The following is a 20,374-nucleotide window of genomic DNA, read 5'->3' as shown; positions in this document are numbered from 1 at the left end:
GTTTTTTAGCACAAAGCGGCATGGAAACGTCCCGAATTCTGCTTTCAAATCGCCTTACCGCGCAGAAGGCCCCTTGCGGGGCCTTCCGAATGTCACGCCGTCAGATTACCAGTTCACCTTGAAACCGAGCGATCCCTTGAGGCTGTAATTATCGCCGAAATCCTCGAAGCTGGTCTTGACCATGCCTTCGCCAAAAACCGCATATTTGCCACCAGCCCAGGCATAGGTTCCGCCAGCGCCGATACCGCCCCAGGTTTTGTCGTTTTCGCTTTTGAAATCAACGCCGCCAGCCCTGATCTTATAATCGTCCATGAACTCCTGGTAGAGATTGGCGGCGAGATAAAGATTGGTCTGGGTCAGCCGGTTGTAACCATCGCGCCATGCATTGCGATATTCCGCCGCCAGCCCGATGCGGGCATTGAGACTGTCACCATTGCGCAGATCGACGGGCACGCCCGCAACATCATGGAAGCTGTCGAAATCCACCGACGACCAGATAAGTTGCGCCTGTGGCGTGATCGACCAATGCTCGTTGACTTCAATCCGGCGTCCGCCTTCGAGGCTAAGGCCATAGCCAAAGCCCTTATTGCCATCGGCCAGCGACTTTTCGAGCGTATCGGAAACCAGTTTGCTGTCATACCAGGTCAACTGAAGCTGTCCGTCGAGGTAATAGCCATTATTGCCATACCAGGTGAGTGCGCCACCCAATCCCCATCCATCGGTATCGATGGTGCCATCGCCACTGAAAGACGAAATATCGCTGCTGGCTTTGCCATATTGCGCCGTGAAGCTGCCGATCAGGCGACCGGATTGGCTTTCCTGAAACAACGCATCGATACCGGCCTGCATCACGAAAACGCCAATGTCCTGCGTCACGCTGGCGGTGGAACCGCCCGCCGCAAATTTGCTGTGCGTCCCTTCAATGCGCCCCCAGACACCATGCTTGTCGATGGCGGCATCCTGCCCGGGCGTCGCATGACCGTCCTTAACATCCTCGCTCGGCAACGTATTATCGTTCCAGTATCGATTGCCCACACGCTGCTGCAAGCTTGGCATCTGGTTCAACGCCTGCAAGTTACGCGCATAGCCTTCATAGATAGGCATGGAGGGATTGTAACGCGTCTCGCCACCCGCAACCGTATTGCGGAGATAAAAGCCACCATCGCCCGATAGTGCCACGCTGTTCGCCGTTGTCGCAGAAGAGCGCGCGTCAGGCTCCGCAGGTGAGGGGGCTTCAGCTGGCTGGTCGGCAGCCGCCGTAATCTCATAGGCATAGACACCGCCAACAACCGCCGCTTCACCATTCTCCGTTGTATAGTCGCCTGCCAGCGCGAATGTGCCTGCGGGATTGCCTGCAACCTCGATAATCCTGGTGTCGTCTGCAATCTGCGCACTCGACTGACCATAGGAAACGAGCCGCAGCTGGCTGCTGCCGGAACTGTCACCCATGATAACAAGATGGCTGGTCCGGTTGTTATCGGCACCGAGCCCGGTGGCAATCTCGACCGTGCCGCCTTTGCCAATATAATTGCCTTTGACGGTCAATGTACCAATTCCGTTCTCGCCTGGGGCCACAACACCACCGGTTTCATTGGTCACGGAATTGACGCTGCCAACGCCACTTAATCGTCCTGCCTCGGCCACACGAACAGACGTGGCATTGTCGCCGTCAAAAATCAGCGTGCCGCCGACGACGGCTGAATCGCCGGTAAAGCTGTTGTCACCGGTAAGGCGCAATTCGCCTGCGCCGCGCTTGGTCAAACCACCAATGCCGGAAATCGGGTTGGACCATGTTGATGCATAGCCCTGCGTATCGACGTCGAAACCTTCCGCATAACGGAATTTCATCGGTCCATTGATGGCAGCGCCCAGGTTCAACAATCCCTGACCGTAAATCTCGGTTGGGCCGATATTGGTGGCAGTCGTCAGCAGGGTTTCGATAGTCTGCCGCGCATTCATATAGGGAAAGGCTTGCCGCACAACCGCAGCCGCGCCCGCCACATGCGGCGAAGCCATGGATGTGCCTTGCATATATTGATAGCCTCCACCGGGATAGGTCGAGTAAACCGCGCCTCCGTTATCGCCGCCCGGAGCCGCCATGCACCATTCCGCAGCAATACCGCAGCGATTGCTATAGCTGGCGATTTGCTTGTTCGGACCGACCGAGACAACGGCAATGATGGAGCCTTTCAAATCCGAAAAATCGAGATTGGCAACGGCAGGATCATTCGGCGCCAACAGGTGGTAGGTATTGGGATTGTTCAAGTTCAGATCGCTTCGGCGACCATCGACGAATTTATATTTGCCGATTGCCGTGTTCTGCGGTGTTATCGCTGGAAACAGCGCGCTGCCGCTTGGATGCGCTGACGAAACTGGCTGGACCTTGTAATCATTGCCTGCCGCGAAAACCATGACGATATCGGCCTTGGCGGCAACCTTCAGCGCTTCATAATCATTATTGAGATAGCCGCCATACAGGATCGGCTGATAGCTTAATTGCTGGTAGTTTGGATTGTTGTTGGGGGTAGGGAATACGTATGGGCCGTAGCTCCCGTTCAGAACCTTGACACCCGTCTTGGACGCATAGCGTAGAGCCCTGTTGATCGCATCATATTGTCGGTCAGGCACGATGGCCCTCAAGGCCAGGATTTGGGAATCATAGGCAACGCCATGCATCCCGGTGCCGTTTCGAGCTGCGGCGATGATACCGCTGACATGGCTGCCATGTCCAAGGATCGCGCCGTTTTTCTGGATATCCCGCACATCCCGTTCACCCATGAACGTGCCGAAGTTTTTCGACCACGGATGCACTTTTCCAGCAAACTCCGGATGGTAGATATCAATGCCCGTGTCGAGCACCGCCACGGTAATGCCTTTGCCTGTAAACCCTCGCTGATAGGCTGGCGCTGCGTTGATCATCGGCAGGCCCCAGTTTGCCATATATTCCGCATCTGACTTGAATGCCTGGGTTGGCTGGGCCTGCTGCGCAAAAGATGATGATGGAAATAGAAAGATAGTCGCGGATAATAATCGAACGATTGGATCGATATGTCGCATAATTCCCTCTCAATTTTTAATAATTGTCCCCCGCATATATTCGAGATGTAATTATAGTTTTTTTATTCCTAATACTTCAAAATCGAAACTTATCTTATAATATTAGGAATATGACACATTGGTCAGTTTAAATATTATTGTAAAATCGCTATGATTTGCTCTTAATCTATTGATCGCAATTTTGTACTTTTAGCGAAGAATCTCTTCGCCCGAGATGAACAGGAAGAGAAATGGCAATAAAAAACGGGGCCGAGGCCCCGTTCCTATTATTTGCAATGTTGGTTTGTATTTCGTCAGCCAGCCGTGCCGAAGCGCTCCTCGCTGAGTGCCGCCGCCATCAAGGCTTTGGTATAATCCTCGCGAGGATGATCGAATATCTGCTCGGTATCGCCTTGCTCGACGATCCTGCCGTTGCGCATCACAATCAAATAATCCGACACAGCGCGAACCACTGCCATATCGTGGCTGATGAACAGGTAGGAGAGGCCGTGTTCTTTTTGCAGATCGCGCAAGAGCGCGACGATCTGCTTCTGCACGGAGCGGTCGAGCGCGCTTGTCGGTTCATCCAGCACGATAACGCGCGGCTTCAGGATCATTGTGCGGGCAATGGCAATGCGCTGGCGCTGCCCGCCCGAAAACTCGTGCGGGTAGCGATTACGCATGGACGGGTCCAGCCCAACCTCTTTCAGCGCTTCCTGCGCGCGACGGTCACGCTCCTTGGCGGAAAGCTGCGGTTCGTGGATCAGCAATCCCTCGGTGATGATACGCCCCACTGTCATGCGCGGGCTGAGAGAACCAAACGGGTCCTGAAAGACCAGTTGCAGCTCCCTACGTTTGGGACGCATGGCTTGCGGGTCGCGCGGCAACTCCTTGCCAAGATAGGCGATACGGCCTTCGGAATCGAGAAGCCGCAGGATGGCACGCCCCAGCGTGGATTTACCCGAACCGGATTCTCCCACAATGCCAATGGTCTGACCTTCCTTGAGTGTCAGCGAGACATTGTTTACGGCAGTCATATAGTTGGCCGCACCGAGCCATGGCTTATGGATCAGGAAGTTGACCTTCACATTATCGGCGCGGACCAAGACAGGCGCTTCATCCGGTGGCGGCAGCTTTTCGCCTTCTGGTTCCGCATCCAGCAACATCCGCGTGTAAGGATGCTGCGGCGCGGTAAAAAGGGTCTCCGTTTCATTGCTCTCGACCACTTCGCCAGAGCGCATCACATAAACCCGGTCGGCAAAACGGCGTACAATCCCCAGATCATGGGTGATGAACACAACCGCCATGCCGAGACGTTGTTGCAGATCGGCCAAGAGATCGAGTATCTGCGCCTGAATGGTGACATCGAGCGCCGTGGTCGGCTCATCGGCGATCAGGATATCCGGCTCATTGGCAAGCGCCATGGCGATCATCACACGCTGACGCTGACCACCTGACAGCTCGTAAGGGTAACTGTCTATGCGGCGTTCCGGCTCTGGAATGCCGACGAGTTTCAGCAGTTCCAGAATACGCGGACGCGCCTGCTTCTTGCTCATGCCGCGGTGATAGCGGAGCGGCTCGGCCAGTTGGTCGCCGATGCGATAGAGCGGATCGAGCGAGGTCATCGGCTCCTGAAAGATCATGGTGATCTTGGCGCCACGGATATTGTTCAGCGCCTTGTCAGACATGCCGATCAGGTCTTGGCCGCGATAGAGCGCCTGTCCCGTTGCCTTGCCGTTGCGGGCCAATAGACCCATAAGCGCCATGGTCGTCTGGCTTTTACCGGAGCCGGACTCTCCGACGATCGCCACGGTTTCACCGGCCTTGACGTCGAGATTGATCCCGCGAACGGCGGGAACCGGACCGTCATGCGTATCGAAGGTCACGCGCAGATCGCGAACGCTCAGAATGGTTTCCTTCGTCATCTCAGCGATCCTTCGGGTCAAGACTGTCGCGCAGGCCATCGCCCAAAAAGTTCAGCGCAAACAGAATGATGGTCAATGTTGCGGCGGGCCAGATCAACTGCCAGCTTGCGCCGCGCATGTTCTGGGCACCTTCCGAAATAAGGAGGCCGAGTGAGGTGAGGGGGTCTTGCACGCCAAGGCCGAGGAAGGAGAGGAGGCTTTCCAGCAGAATTGCCTTCGGCACCAGCAATGTGACGAAGACGATCACCGGGCCAAGCGCATTTGGAATGATATGGCGCGTAATGACCCCGCGCCGTGTCGCGCCAAGCGCTTCTGCCGCCTGCACAAATTCCTGCCGTTTGAGGCTCAATGTCTGACCGCGCACGATGCGAGCCATATCCAGCCATTCCGTCGCGCCGATGGCGATAAAGATAATGAATATTGACCGCCCGAAGAAGACCAGCATCAAGATCACGAAGAAGATAAAGGGCAGCGAGTAGAGAATATCGACAACACGCATCATGACGTTGTCGATGCGCCCGCCAAGATAGCCCGAGACTGCGCCGAAAGACACGCCTAGCACGAGCGACATCGCCGAGGCCAGCAAGCCGATGGCCAGAGACATGCGCACGCCGATGAAGATACGCGTCATGAGATCGCGACCGAGATTATCCGTGCCGAGCACAAAGTAATTGCGTGTCACATTGAGCGTCAGCTTGCCGCTCATACCATCGGCGGCCAGTTCCACCTTCGGACTGCTGAACAGGTCGGAGCGCTGGAAATAACGCAGAACACGGTCGTCGGTCGGGCGCTGCGCCGTGAAATCGACAACAATGTTGTTGCCGCTCAATTCAGGCTCAGCGGAAGCTTTCAATCGCGCGTGCGCCATCTCACGTTCAAGGCCCGGCAGGATTGTATCCGCTCGCGGATAGGCTTCGAGGCTCGGCGCAACGCGCACGAACTGCGGATAGATTTTGTCATAGGGATGCGGGCTCAGCATCGGCCCGAAAATGCCTGCAAGAGCCAAAACCGCGAGCACGATGGCGCTGGCGACCGCGGCCTTGTTTTTGCGCAGGCGCAGCCATGCATCCTGCCAGAGCGAGCGGCTTGGCATGCTCAATTCGGCGGTTTCCGTTGGTACGGTCAGATCAGTCATAGCGAACCCTCGGATCAAGCCACGCATAGAGAAGATCAACAATCAGGTTGAACACCACGATGAAGATCGAAATCACGACCACCGTGCCCATCACGAGCGTGTAGTCGCGGCTGAGGGCGCCTTGCACGAAATATCGGCCAATACCCGGAATGCCGAAGATCGTTTCGACCACGACTGAGCCAGTGAGGAGGGCTGCGGCGGTTGGGCCGAGATAGGAAACAGCGGGCAGCATCGCGGCGCGCAATGCGTGCACGCCAACCACAACACGGGCTGGCAGACCATAGGCGCGGGCAGTGCGAACATGATTGGCGCGCAGCGCTTCAATGGTGGCACCTCGCACCAAACGCGCAATGACGCCCACTTGCGGCAGAGCGAGCGTCAGCACCGGCAATATCCAATAGGTAATATTGGCCGATGACCAGCCGCCCGCAGGGACCCAGCCCAAAATGACGCCGAACAACAGGCTCAAAAGCGGGGCGACAACGAAATTGGGCGTGGTGATGCCGAAGGTCGCCAGCGCGACCACGAAATAATCAACAGCCGAATTCTGCTTCAGCGCGGCAAGCGTACCGAGAAACGTGCCGATGATGGCAGCCAGCGTCAGGCCCAGCGTGCCAAGCATGATAGATACCGGCAAACCGGAGGCAAACAGGTCATTTACGGAAAAATCGCGTCGCGTGAAGCTCGGGCCAAGATCGCCCTGCACGAGATTGCCAAGATACATCAGATACTGCTGCCAGAGCGGCGCATCCATATTATAGGCGCGCTTGAGGTTCGCGAGGATCAGCGGATCGAGGGGGCGTTCGAGGTCGAATGGACCGCCGGGTGCAAGCCGGATCAGGAAGAATGTCAGCGTGACGATAATGAAGATCGTGGGTATCGCACTACCCAATCGTCGGAGCGTGTAGCCCAGCATGTCTTTGTCCCTTCTTTGCCTGACAGCACAGAGCCGCCGGGCAAATCCCACTAAGGGCTTTTAGATTATTGTTTTCTAATATTTTTTCCGTTTGCATCTGTTGCCGAACGAAAACGGAAACGCTGGCGGGAGAGGGGTGTCTAGCCCTCCTCCGCACAAAAATAGGGCCGCGCCGTCAAGCGCAGCCCTGTCTGAAATTACTGTTTGAGTGACAGCCAGCGCGTCTTGTGGCTATCCATCAGATTGTCGTTCCAACCGGCGACATTATCGGAAACGAGCGCACGCGACGAATAATAGAGGATTGGAATATTGCCCACTTCGTCGAGCTGGATTTTTTCGGCTTCGCCCAGAACCTTGGCGCGTTCTCCCAGATCGGTGGTCTTTTCGGCCTTGGCCATCAGCGCGTCATAGTCAGCATTCTTCCACTTGGAATAGTTGAAGCTGACATTGCCCTGGCTGATGAACAGGAAGTTCTGCGGATCGTTGTAATCGCCGATCCAGCCGGCACGCGCGATATCGAACGGACCGTCATCGCGCATGAAGTTGAAGTAAGTGGCACCTTCGGTCTCGTTAAGCGAAGCCTTCACACCGATATTGCCCAGCATGTCGGCAATAGCTGCCATGGTGTTCTTGTTGTTCTCGGACGTGTTGTAGAGCAACTCGATCGAAAGCGTGTTGGGCTCAACGCCTGCTTCCTTCAGAAGCTCCTTGGCCTTGTCCTCGCGCTCCAGCATGTCGTCGGAATAATCGAGCTTCGGCGCGTCCTTTACGTAATTGGCAATACCGGGCGGCACCATGGAATAGCCGGGCAGCATGGTTCCTTGCCAGACCTGATCGGCCAGAAATTCGCGGTCGATGGCCAGAGAGATCGCCTGACGGACCTTAATATCTTTCAGCTTGCTGTCGGCTGACTTGCCTTTGACCGGCAGGTAATAGACGCCGAGATAAGGCGCCATGCGGAATTCCTTGGCGAGATTTTTCTTCACATAGTCCATCTGTTCGGCGGGAACGTCGGAACAGACTTGCACTTCCTTGGCCTCGAAGCGACGCATGCAGCTGGCGCGGTCTTCAAAGGGAATCCAGTTGACCGTATCGATCTTGACCTGATCGGCCTCGTAATAATACGGGTTCTTCTTCATGACGATCTTGTCGTTCGGCGTGAAGCTTTCGAGCATATAGGCGCCATTGGTCACTATCTTGCCGGGTGTGGTGAACTTGTCGCCATTGGCCTCCACGCTTTTCTCATTCAACGGAAAGCCGGTCTGGTGTGTCAGAAGCTCAAGAAAATATGGAGCAGGGGAGTTGAGGCTGATCTTCAGCGTGTGATCGTCAACAGCCTCGACGCCCAGCTGATCAACCGGCTTTTTGCCGCCTGCAATGTCTTCCGCATTCTTGATGATGAACAGCATGCTGGCATAACCGGCTGCCGTCTTCGGGTCCATCAGACGACGGAAAGTGAACTGAAAATCACCCGCTGTGACCGGGTCGCCATTCGACCATTTGGCGTTATCGCGCAGATGGAACGTATAGACCGTACCGTCTTCGGAAATATCCCACGATTTGGCGACACCGGGAATTGCCTTGCCGTCCGCATCCTGAATGGTCAGACCGTCATAGAGGTCGCGCAATACGTTGCCTTCGGCAACGCTGGATGTACGGTGATGGTCAAGCGTTGCCGGATCTGTATCGTTACCGCGATTGAGCACGGTCTCGGCAGATGCCGCACCTGCGAGCGCCAGAAGACACACGCCTGTCAGTAGAAATTTCCGATACATTTATGAACCCCTCCTTTGAAATTAATGAAATGGCCTGCATCTTATGGATAAGCGCATCACATGCAAGCGAACTTAGCAACACATTGAATTAATACAAATAATCAAAAAATGGGGAGCAACTTATATGCCTGAAAACGGGTACGGAAACTCTAATTTTCATGCAATTTACATGGATTGATCAAGCGTATTTTTTTGTCAAAAATCGCCGTAAATTCCGGGAGTTGAGCGCTTGGATTGTCAGTTTGGGGGCAATGAAATTGAGGATCGATTCGCCTAAATTTTCACCACGGAAATGGCTGGGGATAACGTCCAGATCGCTGCCTTAAAATCCGTCAGATTACCGGTGGGAACTTTTAGGCCTGGGTGGAAGATCGGTGGTGTTCGCCTCGTCGTAGCGTTGGCGCGCTTCGGCAATTACCGATTGATTTTTGTCCGCCCAACCGATCAACCTCGCGACGATATCCAGCAAACTGAAGCCCAGTTCGGTCAGTTCATAATCAACACGCGGCGGTACGCTCGGAAAGACAGTGCGAGTGATGAGACCGTCACGTTCAAGCCCCCGCAATGTGAGCGTCAACATGCGCTGGGAGACGCCATCGATAGCACGGCGAATTTCGTTGAAGCGGCAAGGGCCTTTGCGCAGCGTACCGATGACATGCAATGACCATTTGTCGGACATGCGTTCAATCATTTCATGTGCCGAACGGCATCTCACGGCACTGGGGTCAGGTAAATCCGTGTAACCGAGTGTCATTCCTGTGCCTTCTTGCAGCATTGGTAGCATCTTTCTAATTTGCACTCACGAACAGAGAAGTCATTTTTGATCATATACAGACAGGATTGCAAATTTCATGAAGAATATTCTTCTCATCACATCAAGTCCAAACGGAGAAGGGGCGCTATCAACGAGATTTTCCAGAGATCTTGCTGATAAACTGGCACTCAAAGATGGCCACGATATTACATGTCGTGATCTTGCTGCAGAGCCGCTGCCACATATCGGCCCGGCCTATGTGCGCGGCAGGATGCTATCGCCGGAAGAGCGCAATGCGACGGAAGATAAAGCCGTTGAACTTGCTGAAGCGCTCGTCGTTGAATTACTCGAAGCCGATATTGTGATCGTCGGTTCATCGATGATCAACTATGCGCCATCGACGCAGTTGAAGGCATGGTTCGATCATGTAATCTGGCCCGGTGTGACGGTGAAGTTCAGCGAACATGGACCGCAAGGTTTGCTCAGCAACAAGAAAATCTATCTCGTGACGACGAGCGGCGGCGCATTTTCTGAAGGCACTCTTGAGCAAGTCGATTTCCAATCCCGCTATGTCCGGCATCTTTTCGACGTCATTGGATTGAGTGACGTCGAACATATCCGGATAGAAGGCACGGCCTTTGGCCCTCAGGCCGCGCAGGCTGCAATGGATCGCGCCCGTGTTCAAATCGACGCGCTTGTCGAGGCAGCGTGATGATGACGGAAGCGACCGAGAACCAGCAACGCACAAGAGACGATTATATTCGACTGGCGCAAAGGTTCCTGGACGTCAGCGACGCACGAGGTGACGCGCTGGCCTTGTTGACTGATGACGTCCAGTTCTCGTTTCCGAAATGGGGAACCGTGCATGGCAAGGCGCAGCTGGTACAGTTCTTTCAGAACATGTCACAGCATGTTGTCGCGATGAGCCATCCTGTAGAGCATCGACGCTTCATCGTTGATGGTCCGTTGGTGTGCGTTGAAGGTATGACACAGGGCCAGATGCAGAACGGCAAAACCTGGAATGCTGGTCGGTTCAGCACGGTCTATGAATTTGATGGTGACCTGATCAAACGCATCGACGTCTACACTGATCCTGATATGACCGATGAAACCCGGGCAAATTATCCGTGGTTCAACTAATCAACTTGGTTTGACCGCTAGGCATTTTTAAGTTCCATAATATACGTTATGCAATTTAGATGCGATCCTGAGGGCAGCCAATGGCTGCCCTCAAAACCCTTCTCGGCGTGTTTTCAGTTCATCTGCGTAAAGAGATTGCGAAACTGGCGTGGCTGTGACCGCAAGAATTGTGGCGCAGCTTCAATCGTCTCTCCAAAATGGGCTGCGGCATGCCACGGCCAGCGCGGATCGTAGAGAACCGTGCGCGCTAGTCCGATCATATCCGCATCACCGGTGGACAAAATGGCTTCCGCCTGCTCGTAATCTGTAATGAGACCCACAGCCACAACCGGAATATTGACAGCCGCTTTGACGGCGCGCGCCAACGGCACCTGATAGCTCGGCCCAACCGGAATTTTCTGAGCTGCATCAAGTCCGCCGCTCGACACGTGAATTGCCGCGCAGCCTCGTGCGGCCAGAGCCTGCGACAACGCCACGGTCTGTTCGACATCCCAGCCGCCTTCGACCCAATCCGTTCCGGAAAGCCGCACGGTGACTGGACGATCTGCCGGAAAGACAGCGCGAACTGCGTCGAAAACTTCCAATGGGAAACGCATACGGTTTTCCAACGAGCCACCATATTCGTCATCACGCTTGTTCGACAGTGGCGACAGGAATTGATGCAAAAGATACCCATGCGCTCCGTGAATCTGGATCGCGTCCAGACCCAGCCTCGCGGAACGCTTGGCAGCATCTACAAATGCTTCGCGGATACGCTTCAGCTCGTCCTTGTCCATTTGTGTCGGAACGTTGTCGGCAGAATTGAATGCAAACGCAGACGGCGCGATGGTCTGCCAGCCATTTTCGTGCGTTGGCGCAATCTGACGCCCGCCTTTCCACGGCAGATCGGTGGATGCCTTTCTGCCCGCATGAGCCAGCTGAATGGCGATAGGCATCGTCGACCAGCGACGAACGCCATCGAGTGTCCGTTCCAGCGCCGCTTCCGTTTCATCGGAATAAAGGCCGACATCCGCATAGCTGATCCTGCCCTCGGGGCTGACGGCCGTCGCTTCAATCGTCAACAGCCCCGCTCCGGATTGGGCCAGATTGCCCAGATGCATCAGGTGCCAGTCTGTCGTTTTGCCGTCTTCAGCGGAATACTGGCACATTGGGGCAATAACAATGCGGTTTTTCAGATGCAAACCGCCAACTTCCAAAGGGGAAAATAGCTTCGTCTGGCTCATAGCTCGCGCGCCTCTTATCGGAATCGATCTGACAATGCCCCCTGCTCTCAGGAGGTTCGCGATCACACTTATCACAGGTCTTGTTTCATTTTCATTGTTTAGCAATCACATTGCGTTCAATAAAATTGAAGCATGCTCGGCACTGCGAGATCAAGCTAACGCCGAAGTTTCCGGTTGTATTCGAGACAATTTTCGCGCGCGAGTTAATACTTTTCCGACGATTTGCAATTAAACACAGGCCAACATCGCTTGGGGGATTTCATGGCCTGGAAGTTCATGCTGGCAACAGCCGTTATGGCGGTTGCGCGTACAATGCCGAATGTTTTTAAGCCTAACATCTTTACCACGCCGGTAAGGCCAGCGCTTGTCGCCAACAGTGCCTTCGACATGGAGCTTAAGCCAGCGCCAATCAACCCAGACTGGATATTGGAAGGATCGCCGCAGGCGCGTTCGTGTGAACAGTCCGCCAGTGGCGACCGCGCGGCCTTCACCGCGATCTGGGATTGCACCGCAGGCGAATTCCGTTGGTACTTCGGCTGGGATGAAACAGTCTATATTCTCGAAGGCGAGGTGCATGTAACCGACGCCGACGGAAAGCACCGGACACTAAAAGCTGGCGATGTCGCTTATTTTCGCGGTGGTACCTGGGCCACGTGGAAGATTGACCGCTATCTGAAGAAAGTCGCGTTCATGCGGCGTACCCTGCCCGCACCAGCTTCTGCAATTTATCGCGTCAGCGACGCTTTGCGAAACAGGGTTGCGCGCCTGTAAAGGCTGTCGGATGGGACAGGATCGTTGACGTGAGACACCCCTTTTCTATATAAACACCATGCATGATGGGAATGGGGTTCTCCCGAAACCGCCGCTTCTGGCTGATGACTCCTGATCGAATTGACAATCGGAACGCAATGCGTCGATGGTTGAAGCCATTGAGGTCGCGGGATATCCCCTGCCCGGCTTTATCCAGCAAGTGTTTACGTTCCGCAATTTTGACAGGTGAATTATGCAAGCAACCATCATGGTAGCGCTCGGCGGAGCGATTGGAAGCGTGGCGCGTTATTGGCTCGCCCTTTTGATGCTACCAGTCAGCCGTGACCTGCCTTGGGGCACAATCGTCATTAATATTGTCGGCTCATTCGCGATTTCCTTTTTCGGAACGCTGACGCTCGAACACGGACGCTTTGCCGTGCCGGAAATCTGGCGCTTGGCCTTCATGGTCGGGGTGTGCGGCGGCTTCACCACCTTCTCGTCCTTCAGTCTGCAAACGCTGGATCTTCTGAGAGCTGGCCAGCCCGGCAAGGCGCTTCTCAATATCGGTATTTCGGTGATTATATGCCTGATTGCCGTCTGGCTGGGCTTCCTTGCTGCACAACAGATCAACAGTGGTTCCCAACAGATCGCGCGGACAGCCATCGAGGACGAGGCGTCATAAGCCGCCTCTGGCGTTTCTTTGTGTTTAATAGAGCGATGATGATGATGATGAGATCACGTCAGGCATAGACTGTAAAAAAACCGGCCAAGTGTAAAATCGGCTTTTCAATTTTATGGCTAAGTTTTTGAAAAGTGGTGAGCGCGCAGGGATTCGAACCCTGGACCTACTGATTAAAAGTCAGTTGCTCTACCGGCTGAGCTACGCGCTCCCTGAGGAACAAATCGTCCCTGGAAGTGCGGCGGAACATAAGGGCGAGTTTTCGAATGGTCAACACCATAAAATCACGTTTCTCCAACATAAATTCAAAAAATCATGTCAACTGCACGTAATTCAGCGCCGTAGCGAAACGAGAGGCGTATCAATCAGCGCAAGCTGATGGTTTCTAGCCCTTTTTGCAAAAGAAAAGCCGCCTCGAAAGGCGGCTTTCTGTTCATTCAGGCCGAATCTATCAACGATACGGCGAATAGCACTGCTGGCGCGGACCGTTATAGGGCTGGAACGTATTGTCCGAGCTGCGGTAAGACCGGTAGCGGTCATAGCACCACTGAATATGCGAGCCGCTATTATAAACCGGTGCACGATAGACCGGCGGAGGCGGTGGTGGTGGAGCAGCAATAGCGCCGCCAATGATCGCGCCTGCACCGAAGGCCGCCAGCGGATACCACCAGCCGTCGCTGTGACGGCGATAACCGTGGCGATAGCCGTGATAACCGCGATGGCCGTTCCAATAGCCCGGACCCGGACGATAGCCGCCGCCGTGCCAGCCCGGACGCGGTCCCGGGCGGTACCCGTTCCAATGTCCGCCGCGGCCTCTCCAGTGATGGTCACGGACCTGCTGGATGTTTTCGTTGGACGCAGCCGGTGCCGAAGGCATCATCGGTGCAGCCGATGCGGGTGCGATGGCGCCGATCAGAAAGGTCGCGCCAATCGTTCCGGCCAGCAATGCCTTGCCAGACCAAAAACTTGTGAAGTTGCTCTTCATTATGCTTCTCCTTTTCAGGTGCATGCATCATGAAGTCTCCCACATGAATGCACCCTGAATATGGTTCGCAACAGGTATGCATTTCAAGTCTGGCATAGATATATTATTATATTTCAGTAGGTTGCGATGAAATATGAAACCGGGAATCCAGCTAATTTTATGCGCAACAACAATGGAGCTGCAGCTTCTTCGGCACTCACAGGTCAGAATCACACCGACAAACGCCTAAATTGCCTCGGATTTCAAAATTCGCACAGCGACCACATAAAGCATTGAGTTCCGCTCGACGCGCTTTATAGAGCCTAGGGAAAGCTGCTGAATCTTGCTCCCAATTTTAATCGGTCTCTGGCCGGTTATCGATGGTTGCTGGAAATACGCAGCATATTGCGAGATTTTGGATATGGGTGGTGCGGCCTTGTTGAATGATGCAACGCGGTGGGGTTCTCAAACAGGCCTTGGTGCGACGGAAGAGGAATGGGTAGAGCTCGTATCCAATCTTTCCGACAACCAATCCCGGCTTTTGTCGGAGCTTGTCGAGCAGCACAAGCAGAGTTTTGTGGAAATTTTCTACAGCCGTCTGATGCAAAACCGCGAAGCCGCAGCCTTTCTGTCCCAGACCATCGTTCATGACCGCCTGCAACATTCGCTCAGCGACTGGCTTGTGCACCTCCTGGTAAGCCGTCCCACCGATGTCGCGGCTTTCGTTCAGGAACAACGCAAGATCGGCGAGGTTCACGCCCGCATTCAGGTGCCGATCCACATTGTCATGCAAGGCGCGCGACTGCTGAAGAATGAAATCATTCGGCAGTTGAAAGGCAGTGTTCTGGAGCGTGATGCGCTGGCGCGATTGATCGTGCATGTCAGCAATGCGGTCGATATCGCCATCGAGATCATGAGTCAGGCCTTCGTGAAAGATGCGCGCAAAAGCGCCCAGACAGACGAAGCATATCGCGCCTTCACGCTGAGCCACGACATTCCGCTCGAGCGAGAATCACAGCGCGCTGCCCTGATGGAATGGAGCCAGTCCTTACTGTTCAATCTTTATGGGAACAGCGACAGCCCCCTGCTCTCGCTCGGCAGCTCGGATTTCGGCCTTTGGCTGCAGCACAAGGCTGACATGTTGTTTTCAGGTTCGACGACACTTGAGCGCCTGCGCCAGACCGTCAATCAGATAGATTATGAACTGTTGCCCAACCTGAATACAGCCCGCAAAAGTGACCCCGCCGGGCTTGCGGCGATCATGGCGGAGTTCCAGACCAGAATTGGCGAAGCAAAGTTTCTGCTGGCGGAACTGTTTCAGGCCGCCGCAACGATGGAAACCGGTCGTGACCCGCTGACGCGCGCCCTGAACCGCCGTTTCCTGCCGCCCATTTTGACGCGTGAAATCCGCATGGCTTCGCAGAAGGGCCTCGATCTCAGCATTCTGATGGTTGATATCGATCACTTCAAACGCATCAATGACACCCATGGGCATGGCGGCGGCGACGCCATATTGCAGCAGGTCGCGGAAACTATACTGGCGCATTGCCGCCCGGGAGATTTTGTCTTCCGCTATGGCGGCGAGGAATTTCTCGTCGCGCTTGTCGAAACCGATGAACACAGGGCCTTGGCTATCGGTGAAGAGCTGCGCGAGCTGGTGCAGCAACAGAAGTTCAACCTGACCAATGGTGCGGTGGATACGGTGACACTTTCCATCGGCATTGCGACTTTCAACGGCCATCCCGATTATACGCATCTGGTCGATGCAGCTGATCAGGCGCTCTATCGGGCCAAACAGTCTGGCCGCAACCGGTGCGAAACCGAAGTGCCGCTCGCGGTTCAGTGAAGAGCAGAGGCATTTTGACATCTGGAAACGGTCACTGAAAACCGCCATATGCTCCCATCATGACCAACACTGCTCCACTCATGGATAGTTCATCCAAGCCGCAACGAGACACGCTCAATGTGCAGTTTCTGCCTGTGGACGCTGATGCGCCGCCGGTGGAATGGCTGGTGGCGGACGGCCTTACCGATTACGAAGACGCTCTCGCCTTCATGGAAGCGCGGGTGCAGGCCATTCGTGAAGGCACGACGAATGAACTTGTCTGGCTGGTGGAGCACCCTCCCCTTTATACGGCTGGTACGAGCGCGCGGGCGGAAGATCTGCTGACGCCCGACAGCCTGCCAGTGTTCAACACGGGGCGCGGTGGCGAATATACCTATCACGGTCCCGGCCAGCGTGTGGCCTATGTGATGCTGGACCTGAAGCGCCGTCGCGAAGATGTACGCGCTTTCGTGGCGGCATTGGAACAATGGATTATTGAAAGCCTCGCCGAATTCAACGTGAAAGGCGAACGCCGCGAAGATCGCGTCGGTGTCTGGGTGATGCGCCCTGAAAAGCCGCGGCTTGCCAATGGCGATATGTGCGAGGACAAGATTGCCGCCATAGGCATTCGCCTGCGTCGCTGGGTCAGCTTTCACGGCATCGCCATCAATGTCGAGCCGAATCTCGGCCACTACGGCGGCATCGTACCATGCGGTATTTCAGAGCACGGCGTCACCAGCCTCGTCGATCTAGGCTTGCCGGTAACCTTGGGCGATATGGACGTGGCGCTTGGCAAGGCCTTTGAAAACGTCTTCGGGCCACGCGCAATAAAGTAAGCGTCAGGCTTCGACCTTCAGCTTGCGCTCGCGCATGAACACATAGAAGCCTGAACCGATGATGATTGCGATGCCGAACCATTTGGACGGCGTCGGAAAATCACCGAAGACGATAAGCCCAACCAGAACCGCGTTCACGATTTCTAGATACTGGAACGGGGCTAGCATCGAGGCTGGCGCCAGCTTGAAGGCATGCACGACCATCAGGTGACTGACCGTGCCGATAGTGCCCAGAATCAGCAATAGCAGCCAGGGTTGGAAGCTCTGCGGCAGACCAAAGCTAAGGTCCGCGAACCCCATGGACGGACCAACGAGCATGGCAAGGCCTGCAAACATCCATCCGCCAATACCGGCATAAAACTGCATGACGAGCGGGCTTTCCTTCGCGCCGAGTTTACGGTTCAGGATCAGATAAATCGCGAATGTCACTGCCGTCGCCAGCGGCAGCAGCGAGACTGCGCCGAAAATCTCGAAGCTTGGCTGAATGACGATCATCGTACCGATGAGGCCGATGCCGACCGCGCTGAACCGCCGCCAGCCGACTTTCTCCTTGAGGAAGATCGCCGAAAGCAGCGTGAGGATGAGCGGCTCTGCGAAGAACACGGCCATGGCGTCAGCCAACGGCATATATTTGACCGCTGTAAAGAAACACAGGCCGCCGAATCCCATCAGTACGCCACGTATGAGGTTTCCCGCGAGATGGTGTGTGCGAAGTGCCGCCACACCACCACCTGCTGCAAGAAGAATGAGGAACATCAGCAGGCTTTGTACGAAAAAGCGCATGAAAGTGACAGTTGCCGGGGGCATATTGTCCATCATGGCCAACCATTTGCCGATGGCGTCCATCAGCGGCAGCATCAAGACGGACACGACCATAATGGCCATGCCTTTTACATGCGCTTCTATGCCGCCTGTCGCGCTGCCCTGCATTTCCCCACTCACTCGTTTGCTATGGATGCTTGTTCATCCGCTCTATGCGAATGACAAATGCGTTTCCACCTTATTTGTCGAATGGACAGTCGCTTGTTTGACTTTCGCCTTGTTTCTGGTGCAAACCGACCAGAGATCACACGAAAACCTTTGATAAAGCCGTGCGAAAGTGGAACGTAAGGCGAACTTCATTCGCCTTTCATGGCTGCGCATGGCATCATTCAGATGATTCGCAGACAGTATATTTTCGGTCCATGCTCAGGCGCCAAGCCGCATGGTCCTTCCTGAAATTCTGACAGAGAGCTTATCGGGCAAAGATGGACGACAGCAACGATCTCTTTTCAAGAGTGGTGAATAACGCCCGGGAGCGGCAGGTGGAACGGCGTACGGAAAAGAGCGCCGCGCCTCAACCCGTCGCACCGCCTGTGGCGACGCCGTTGCCTTCCGCACCTGCTCCACAGGCCGCAAAGCCGGTCACGACCAAGGCGCCACCAGTGTCATCCGGCGGCGATGATTACAACGCCTCGTCCATTCGCGTTCTCGAAGGGCTGGAGCCGGTACGTCTGCGCCCCGGCATGTATATCGGCGGCACCGATGAAAAGGCGCTGCATCACCTGTTCGCGGAAGTCATCGATAACTCGATGGACGAAGCCGTTGCAGGACATGCAAACTTCATCGAAGTCAGCCTCGATGCCGAAGGTTTCATCACCGTTTCTGATAATGGGCGCGGCATTCCGGTTGACGAGCACCCGCAGGTGCCGGGAAAATCCACGCTCGAAGTCATCATGACCAAGCTGCATGCCGGCGGCAAGTTTGACGGCAAGGCCTACGAAACATCGGGCGGCCTGCACGGCGTCGGCGTTTCGGTGGTCAATGCGCTATCCGACGTGCTTGAAGTGGAAGTCGCGCGCAACCGTCGCCTTTATCGCCAGCGCTTTTCGCGCGGTATTCCGCAGGGCGGGCTGGAAGATGCAGGCGAAGTACACAATCGCCGCGGCACGCGTGTTCGCTTTCATCCGGACCCGGATATTTTCGGCAAGGCGGCTCATTTCGATCCGCACCGGCTGTATCGCATGGCACGGTCGAAGGCCTATCTGTTCGGCGGCGTTGAAATCCGCTGGAACTGCGATCCGTCGCTGCTCGATCCGAAAAAGGAAACGCCTGAAAAGGCCGTATTCCACTTTCCCGGTGGTCTGAAGGATTATCTTCAGGCATCGCTCGGCAAGGAACATCAGGTCACCCGCGAGCTTTTTGCCGGCAAGACCGAAAAGCAGGGCGGACATGGCGCGGTCGAATGGGCGGTCACGTGGTTCGGCGGCGACGGCTTTGTTCATTCTTATTGTAATACGATTCCGACCGCGGACGGCGGCACGCATGAAGCTGGCTTGCGCATCGCGCTGACGCGCGGTCTTAAGGGCTATGCGGAGCTGACCAATAACAAGCGGGCTTCGATCATCACGACGGATGACGTCATGGTGTCGGCAGCGGGCATGTTGTCGGTGTTTATCCGCGAGCCGGAATTCGTCGGTCAGACCAAGGACAAGCTTGCGACGGTGGAAGCGCAGCGCATCGTGGAAAACGCGATCCGCGATCCGTTCGACCATTGGCTTGCCGCCTCGCCGCAGGAGGCCTCGCGCCTGCTCGACTGGGTCGTGGATCGGGCGGAAGAACGACTGCGCCGTCGTCAGGAAAAGGAAACCGTCCGCAAAAGCGCAACGCGCAAGCTGCGCCTGCCCGGCAAGCTCGCCGATTGCACGCAAAATGCTGCTGCTGGCGCAGAATTGTTCATCGTCGAAGGTGACTCGGCAGGCGGTTCTGCCAAGCAGGCGCGTAACCGCGCCACACAGGCAATCCTGCCGCTGCGGGGCAAGATTCTCAACGTCGCCAGTGCGGGTCGTGAAAAGCTGACCGCCAACCAGCAGATTGCCGATCTCATTCAGGCGCTGGGCAGCGGCACGCGGAAGAATTATCGCGAAGATGATCTGCGCTATGATCGCGTGATCATCATGACCGATGCTGACGTGGACGGCGCGCATATCGCATCGCTGCTGATCACCTTCTTCTATCAGGAAATGCCGGAATTGATCCGCAACGGCCATCTGTATCTGGCCGTGCCGCCGCTTTACCGCCTGAGCCAGGGCGGCAAGACGGCTTATGCGCGCGACGAAGCTCATAAAGACGAGCTGATGCGCACCATGTTTACCGGGCGCGGCAAAGTGGAAATCGGTCGCTTCAAAGGCCTCGGCGAAATGCGTGCCGAGCAGTTGAAGGAAACCACGATGGACCCGAAGAAGCGCACGCTGCTGCGGGTGCAGGTGGATGAAGACTATATCGATGAAACCCGCAATACGGTCGATGAACTGATGGGCACCAAGCCGGAAGCCCGCTTCCGCTTCATCACGGATCGCGCCGCTTTCGTGGAAGAACTCGACATCTAGACGACGCTCAACATGGATAGAGCGGTGCGCTGGTTCCGGCCCGCCGCC

General features: G+C 55.4%; 16 protein-coding genes, 1 tRNA gene and 1 riboswitch. Of the genes, 7 read left to right on the top strand and 10 right to left on the bottom strand.

The window, feature by feature from the left end; translation table 11 throughout:
* Positions 1-105: 105 nt before the first annotated feature.
* The 6 genes from FHW00_RS03930 to FHW00_RS03905 form a co-directional block, all read right to left on the bottom strand.
* Positions 106-2,940: an autotransporter outer membrane beta-barrel domain-containing protein gene (locus tag FHW00_RS03930; protein WP_176168280.1), complete on the bottom strand. Its 2,835-nt coding sequence runs from the start codon at positions 2,938-2,940 to the stop codon at positions 106-108.
* A gap of 410 nt (positions 2,941-3,350) precedes the next feature.
* The gene (locus tag FHW00_RS03925) at positions 3,351-4,961 is read right to left on the bottom strand and encodes an ABC transporter ATP-binding protein (protein ID WP_078336982.1); all 1,611 of its coding nucleotides are present in this window, start codon (positions 4,959-4,961) and stop codon (positions 3,351-3,353) included.
* Between the two features lies 1 nt (position 4,962).
* Positions 4,963-6,096 (bottom strand): ABC transporter permease, encoded by a 1,134-nt coding sequence (locus FHW00_RS03920; RefSeq protein WP_078336981.1) that lies wholly within the window; start codon positions 6,094-6,096, stop codon positions 4,963-4,965.
* The gene (locus tag FHW00_RS03915) at positions 6,089-7,012 is read right to left on the bottom strand and encodes an ABC transporter permease (RefSeq protein ID WP_078336980.1); all 924 of its coding nucleotides are present in this window, start codon (positions 7,010-7,012) and stop codon (positions 6,089-6,091) included. Before FHW00_RS03915 ends, FHW00_RS03920 begins: the two co-directional genes overlap by 8 nt.
* Positions 7,013-7,209: 197 nt before the next feature.
* Positions 7,210-8,787 carry a peptide ABC transporter substrate-binding protein gene (locus FHW00_RS03910; RefSeq protein WP_078336979.1) on the bottom strand — a complete coding sequence of 526 codons (1,578 nt, stop codon included), beginning with the start codon at positions 8,785-8,787 and terminating at the stop codon, positions 7,210-7,212.
* A gap of 337 nt (positions 8,788-9,124) precedes the next feature.
* Positions 9,125-9,562 (bottom strand): winged helix-turn-helix transcriptional regulator, encoded by a 438-nt coding sequence (locus FHW00_RS03905; protein WP_445557852.1) that lies wholly within the window; start codon positions 9,560-9,562, stop codon positions 9,125-9,127.
* Positions 9,563-9,638: 76 nt separating this feature from the next.
* On the opposite strand from FHW00_RS03905, the gene FHW00_RS03900 reads away from it, so the two are divergent.
* Together FHW00_RS03900 and FHW00_RS03895 are read left to right on the top strand one after the other, a co-directional pair.
* Positions 9,639-10,253, top strand: a complete 615-nt coding sequence (locus FHW00_RS03900) for an FMN-dependent NADH-azoreductase (RefSeq protein WP_078336978.1) — start codon at positions 9,639-9,641, stop codon at positions 10,251-10,253.
* Complete coding sequence (locus FHW00_RS03895) at positions 10,253-10,681, top strand: nuclear transport factor 2 family protein (RefSeq protein ID WP_078336977.1); 429 nt, start codon at positions 10,253-10,255, stop codon at positions 10,679-10,681. The genes FHW00_RS03900 and FHW00_RS03895 overlap by 1 nt, the downstream gene beginning before the upstream one ends.
* Before the next feature lie 113 nt (positions 10,682-10,794).
* Here FHW00_RS03895 and FHW00_RS03890 read toward each other — a convergent pair whose 3' ends face one another.
* Positions 10,795-11,904: an NADH:flavin oxidoreductase/NADH oxidase gene (locus FHW00_RS03890; protein WP_078336976.1), complete on the bottom strand. Its 1,110-nt coding sequence runs from the start codon at positions 11,902-11,904 to the stop codon at positions 10,795-10,797.
* A 261-nt stretch (positions 11,905-12,165) separates the two neighbouring features.
* Here FHW00_RS03890 and FHW00_RS03885 point away from each other — a divergent pair, with 261 nt between their 5' ends.
* Positions 12,166-12,675 carry a cupin domain-containing protein gene (locus FHW00_RS03885; RefSeq protein ID WP_078336975.1) on the top strand — a complete coding sequence of 170 codons (510 nt, stop codon included), beginning with the start codon at positions 12,166-12,168 and terminating at the stop codon, positions 12,673-12,675.
* 58 nt (positions 12,676-12,733) lie between these two features.
* Positions 12,734-12,796, top strand: a riboswitch (Fluoride riboswitch).
* Between the two features lie 111 nt (positions 12,797-12,907).
* Positions 12,908-13,336 carry a fluoride efflux transporter CrcB gene (crcB, locus tag FHW00_RS03880; protein WP_078336974.1) on the top strand — a complete coding sequence of 143 codons (429 nt, stop codon included), beginning with the start codon at positions 12,908-12,910 and terminating at the stop codon, positions 13,334-13,336.
* 132 nt (positions 13,337-13,468) lie between these two features.
* Here crcB and FHW00_RS03875 read toward each other — a convergent pair.
* Positions 13,469-13,544, bottom strand: a tRNA-Lys gene (locus FHW00_RS03875).
* A gap of 240 nt (positions 13,545-13,784) precedes the next feature.
* Complete coding sequence (locus FHW00_RS03870; protein WP_078336973.1) at positions 13,785-14,318, bottom strand: BA14K family protein; 534 nt, start codon at positions 14,316-14,318, stop codon at positions 13,785-13,787.
* Positions 14,319-14,640: 322 nt separating this feature from the next.
* Between FHW00_RS03870 and FHW00_RS03865 the strand changes: the two genes are divergently transcribed.
* On the top strand, positions 14,641-16,143 hold the full coding sequence (locus tag FHW00_RS03865) for a GGDEF domain-containing protein (RefSeq protein ID WP_445557851.1): 1,503 nt from the start codon (positions 14,641-14,643) through the stop codon (positions 16,141-16,143).
* Positions 16,144-16,223: 80 nt separating this feature from the next.
* Positions 16,224-16,958 (top strand): lipoyl(octanoyl) transferase LipB, encoded by a 735-nt coding sequence (gene lipB, locus FHW00_RS03860; RefSeq protein WP_445557860.1) that lies wholly within the window; start codon positions 16,224-16,226, stop codon positions 16,956-16,958.
* A gap of 3 nt (positions 16,959-16,961) precedes the next feature.
* Here lipB and FHW00_RS03855 read toward each other — a convergent pair whose 3' ends face one another.
* Positions 16,962-17,888, bottom strand: a complete 927-nt coding sequence (locus FHW00_RS03855) for a DMT family transporter (RefSeq protein ID WP_078336970.1) — start codon at positions 17,886-17,888, stop codon at positions 16,962-16,964.
* A 317-nt stretch (positions 17,889-18,205) separates the two neighbouring features.
* Between FHW00_RS03855 and parE the strand changes: the two genes are divergently transcribed.
* Positions 18,206-20,326, top strand: a complete 2,121-nt coding sequence (gene parE / locus FHW00_RS03850; RefSeq protein WP_078336969.1) for a DNA topoisomerase IV subunit B — start codon at positions 18,206-18,208, stop codon at positions 20,324-20,326.
* The last annotated feature ends 48 nt before the right edge of the window (positions 20,327-20,374 follow it).

The organism is Ochrobactrum sp. P6BSIII, assembly GCF_014138065.1.
Taxonomy (GTDB): Bacteria; Pseudomonadota; Alphaproteobacteria; order Rhizobiales; family Rhizobiaceae; genus Brucella.
This window is presented reverse-complemented; position numbering and strand designations above follow the sequence as displayed.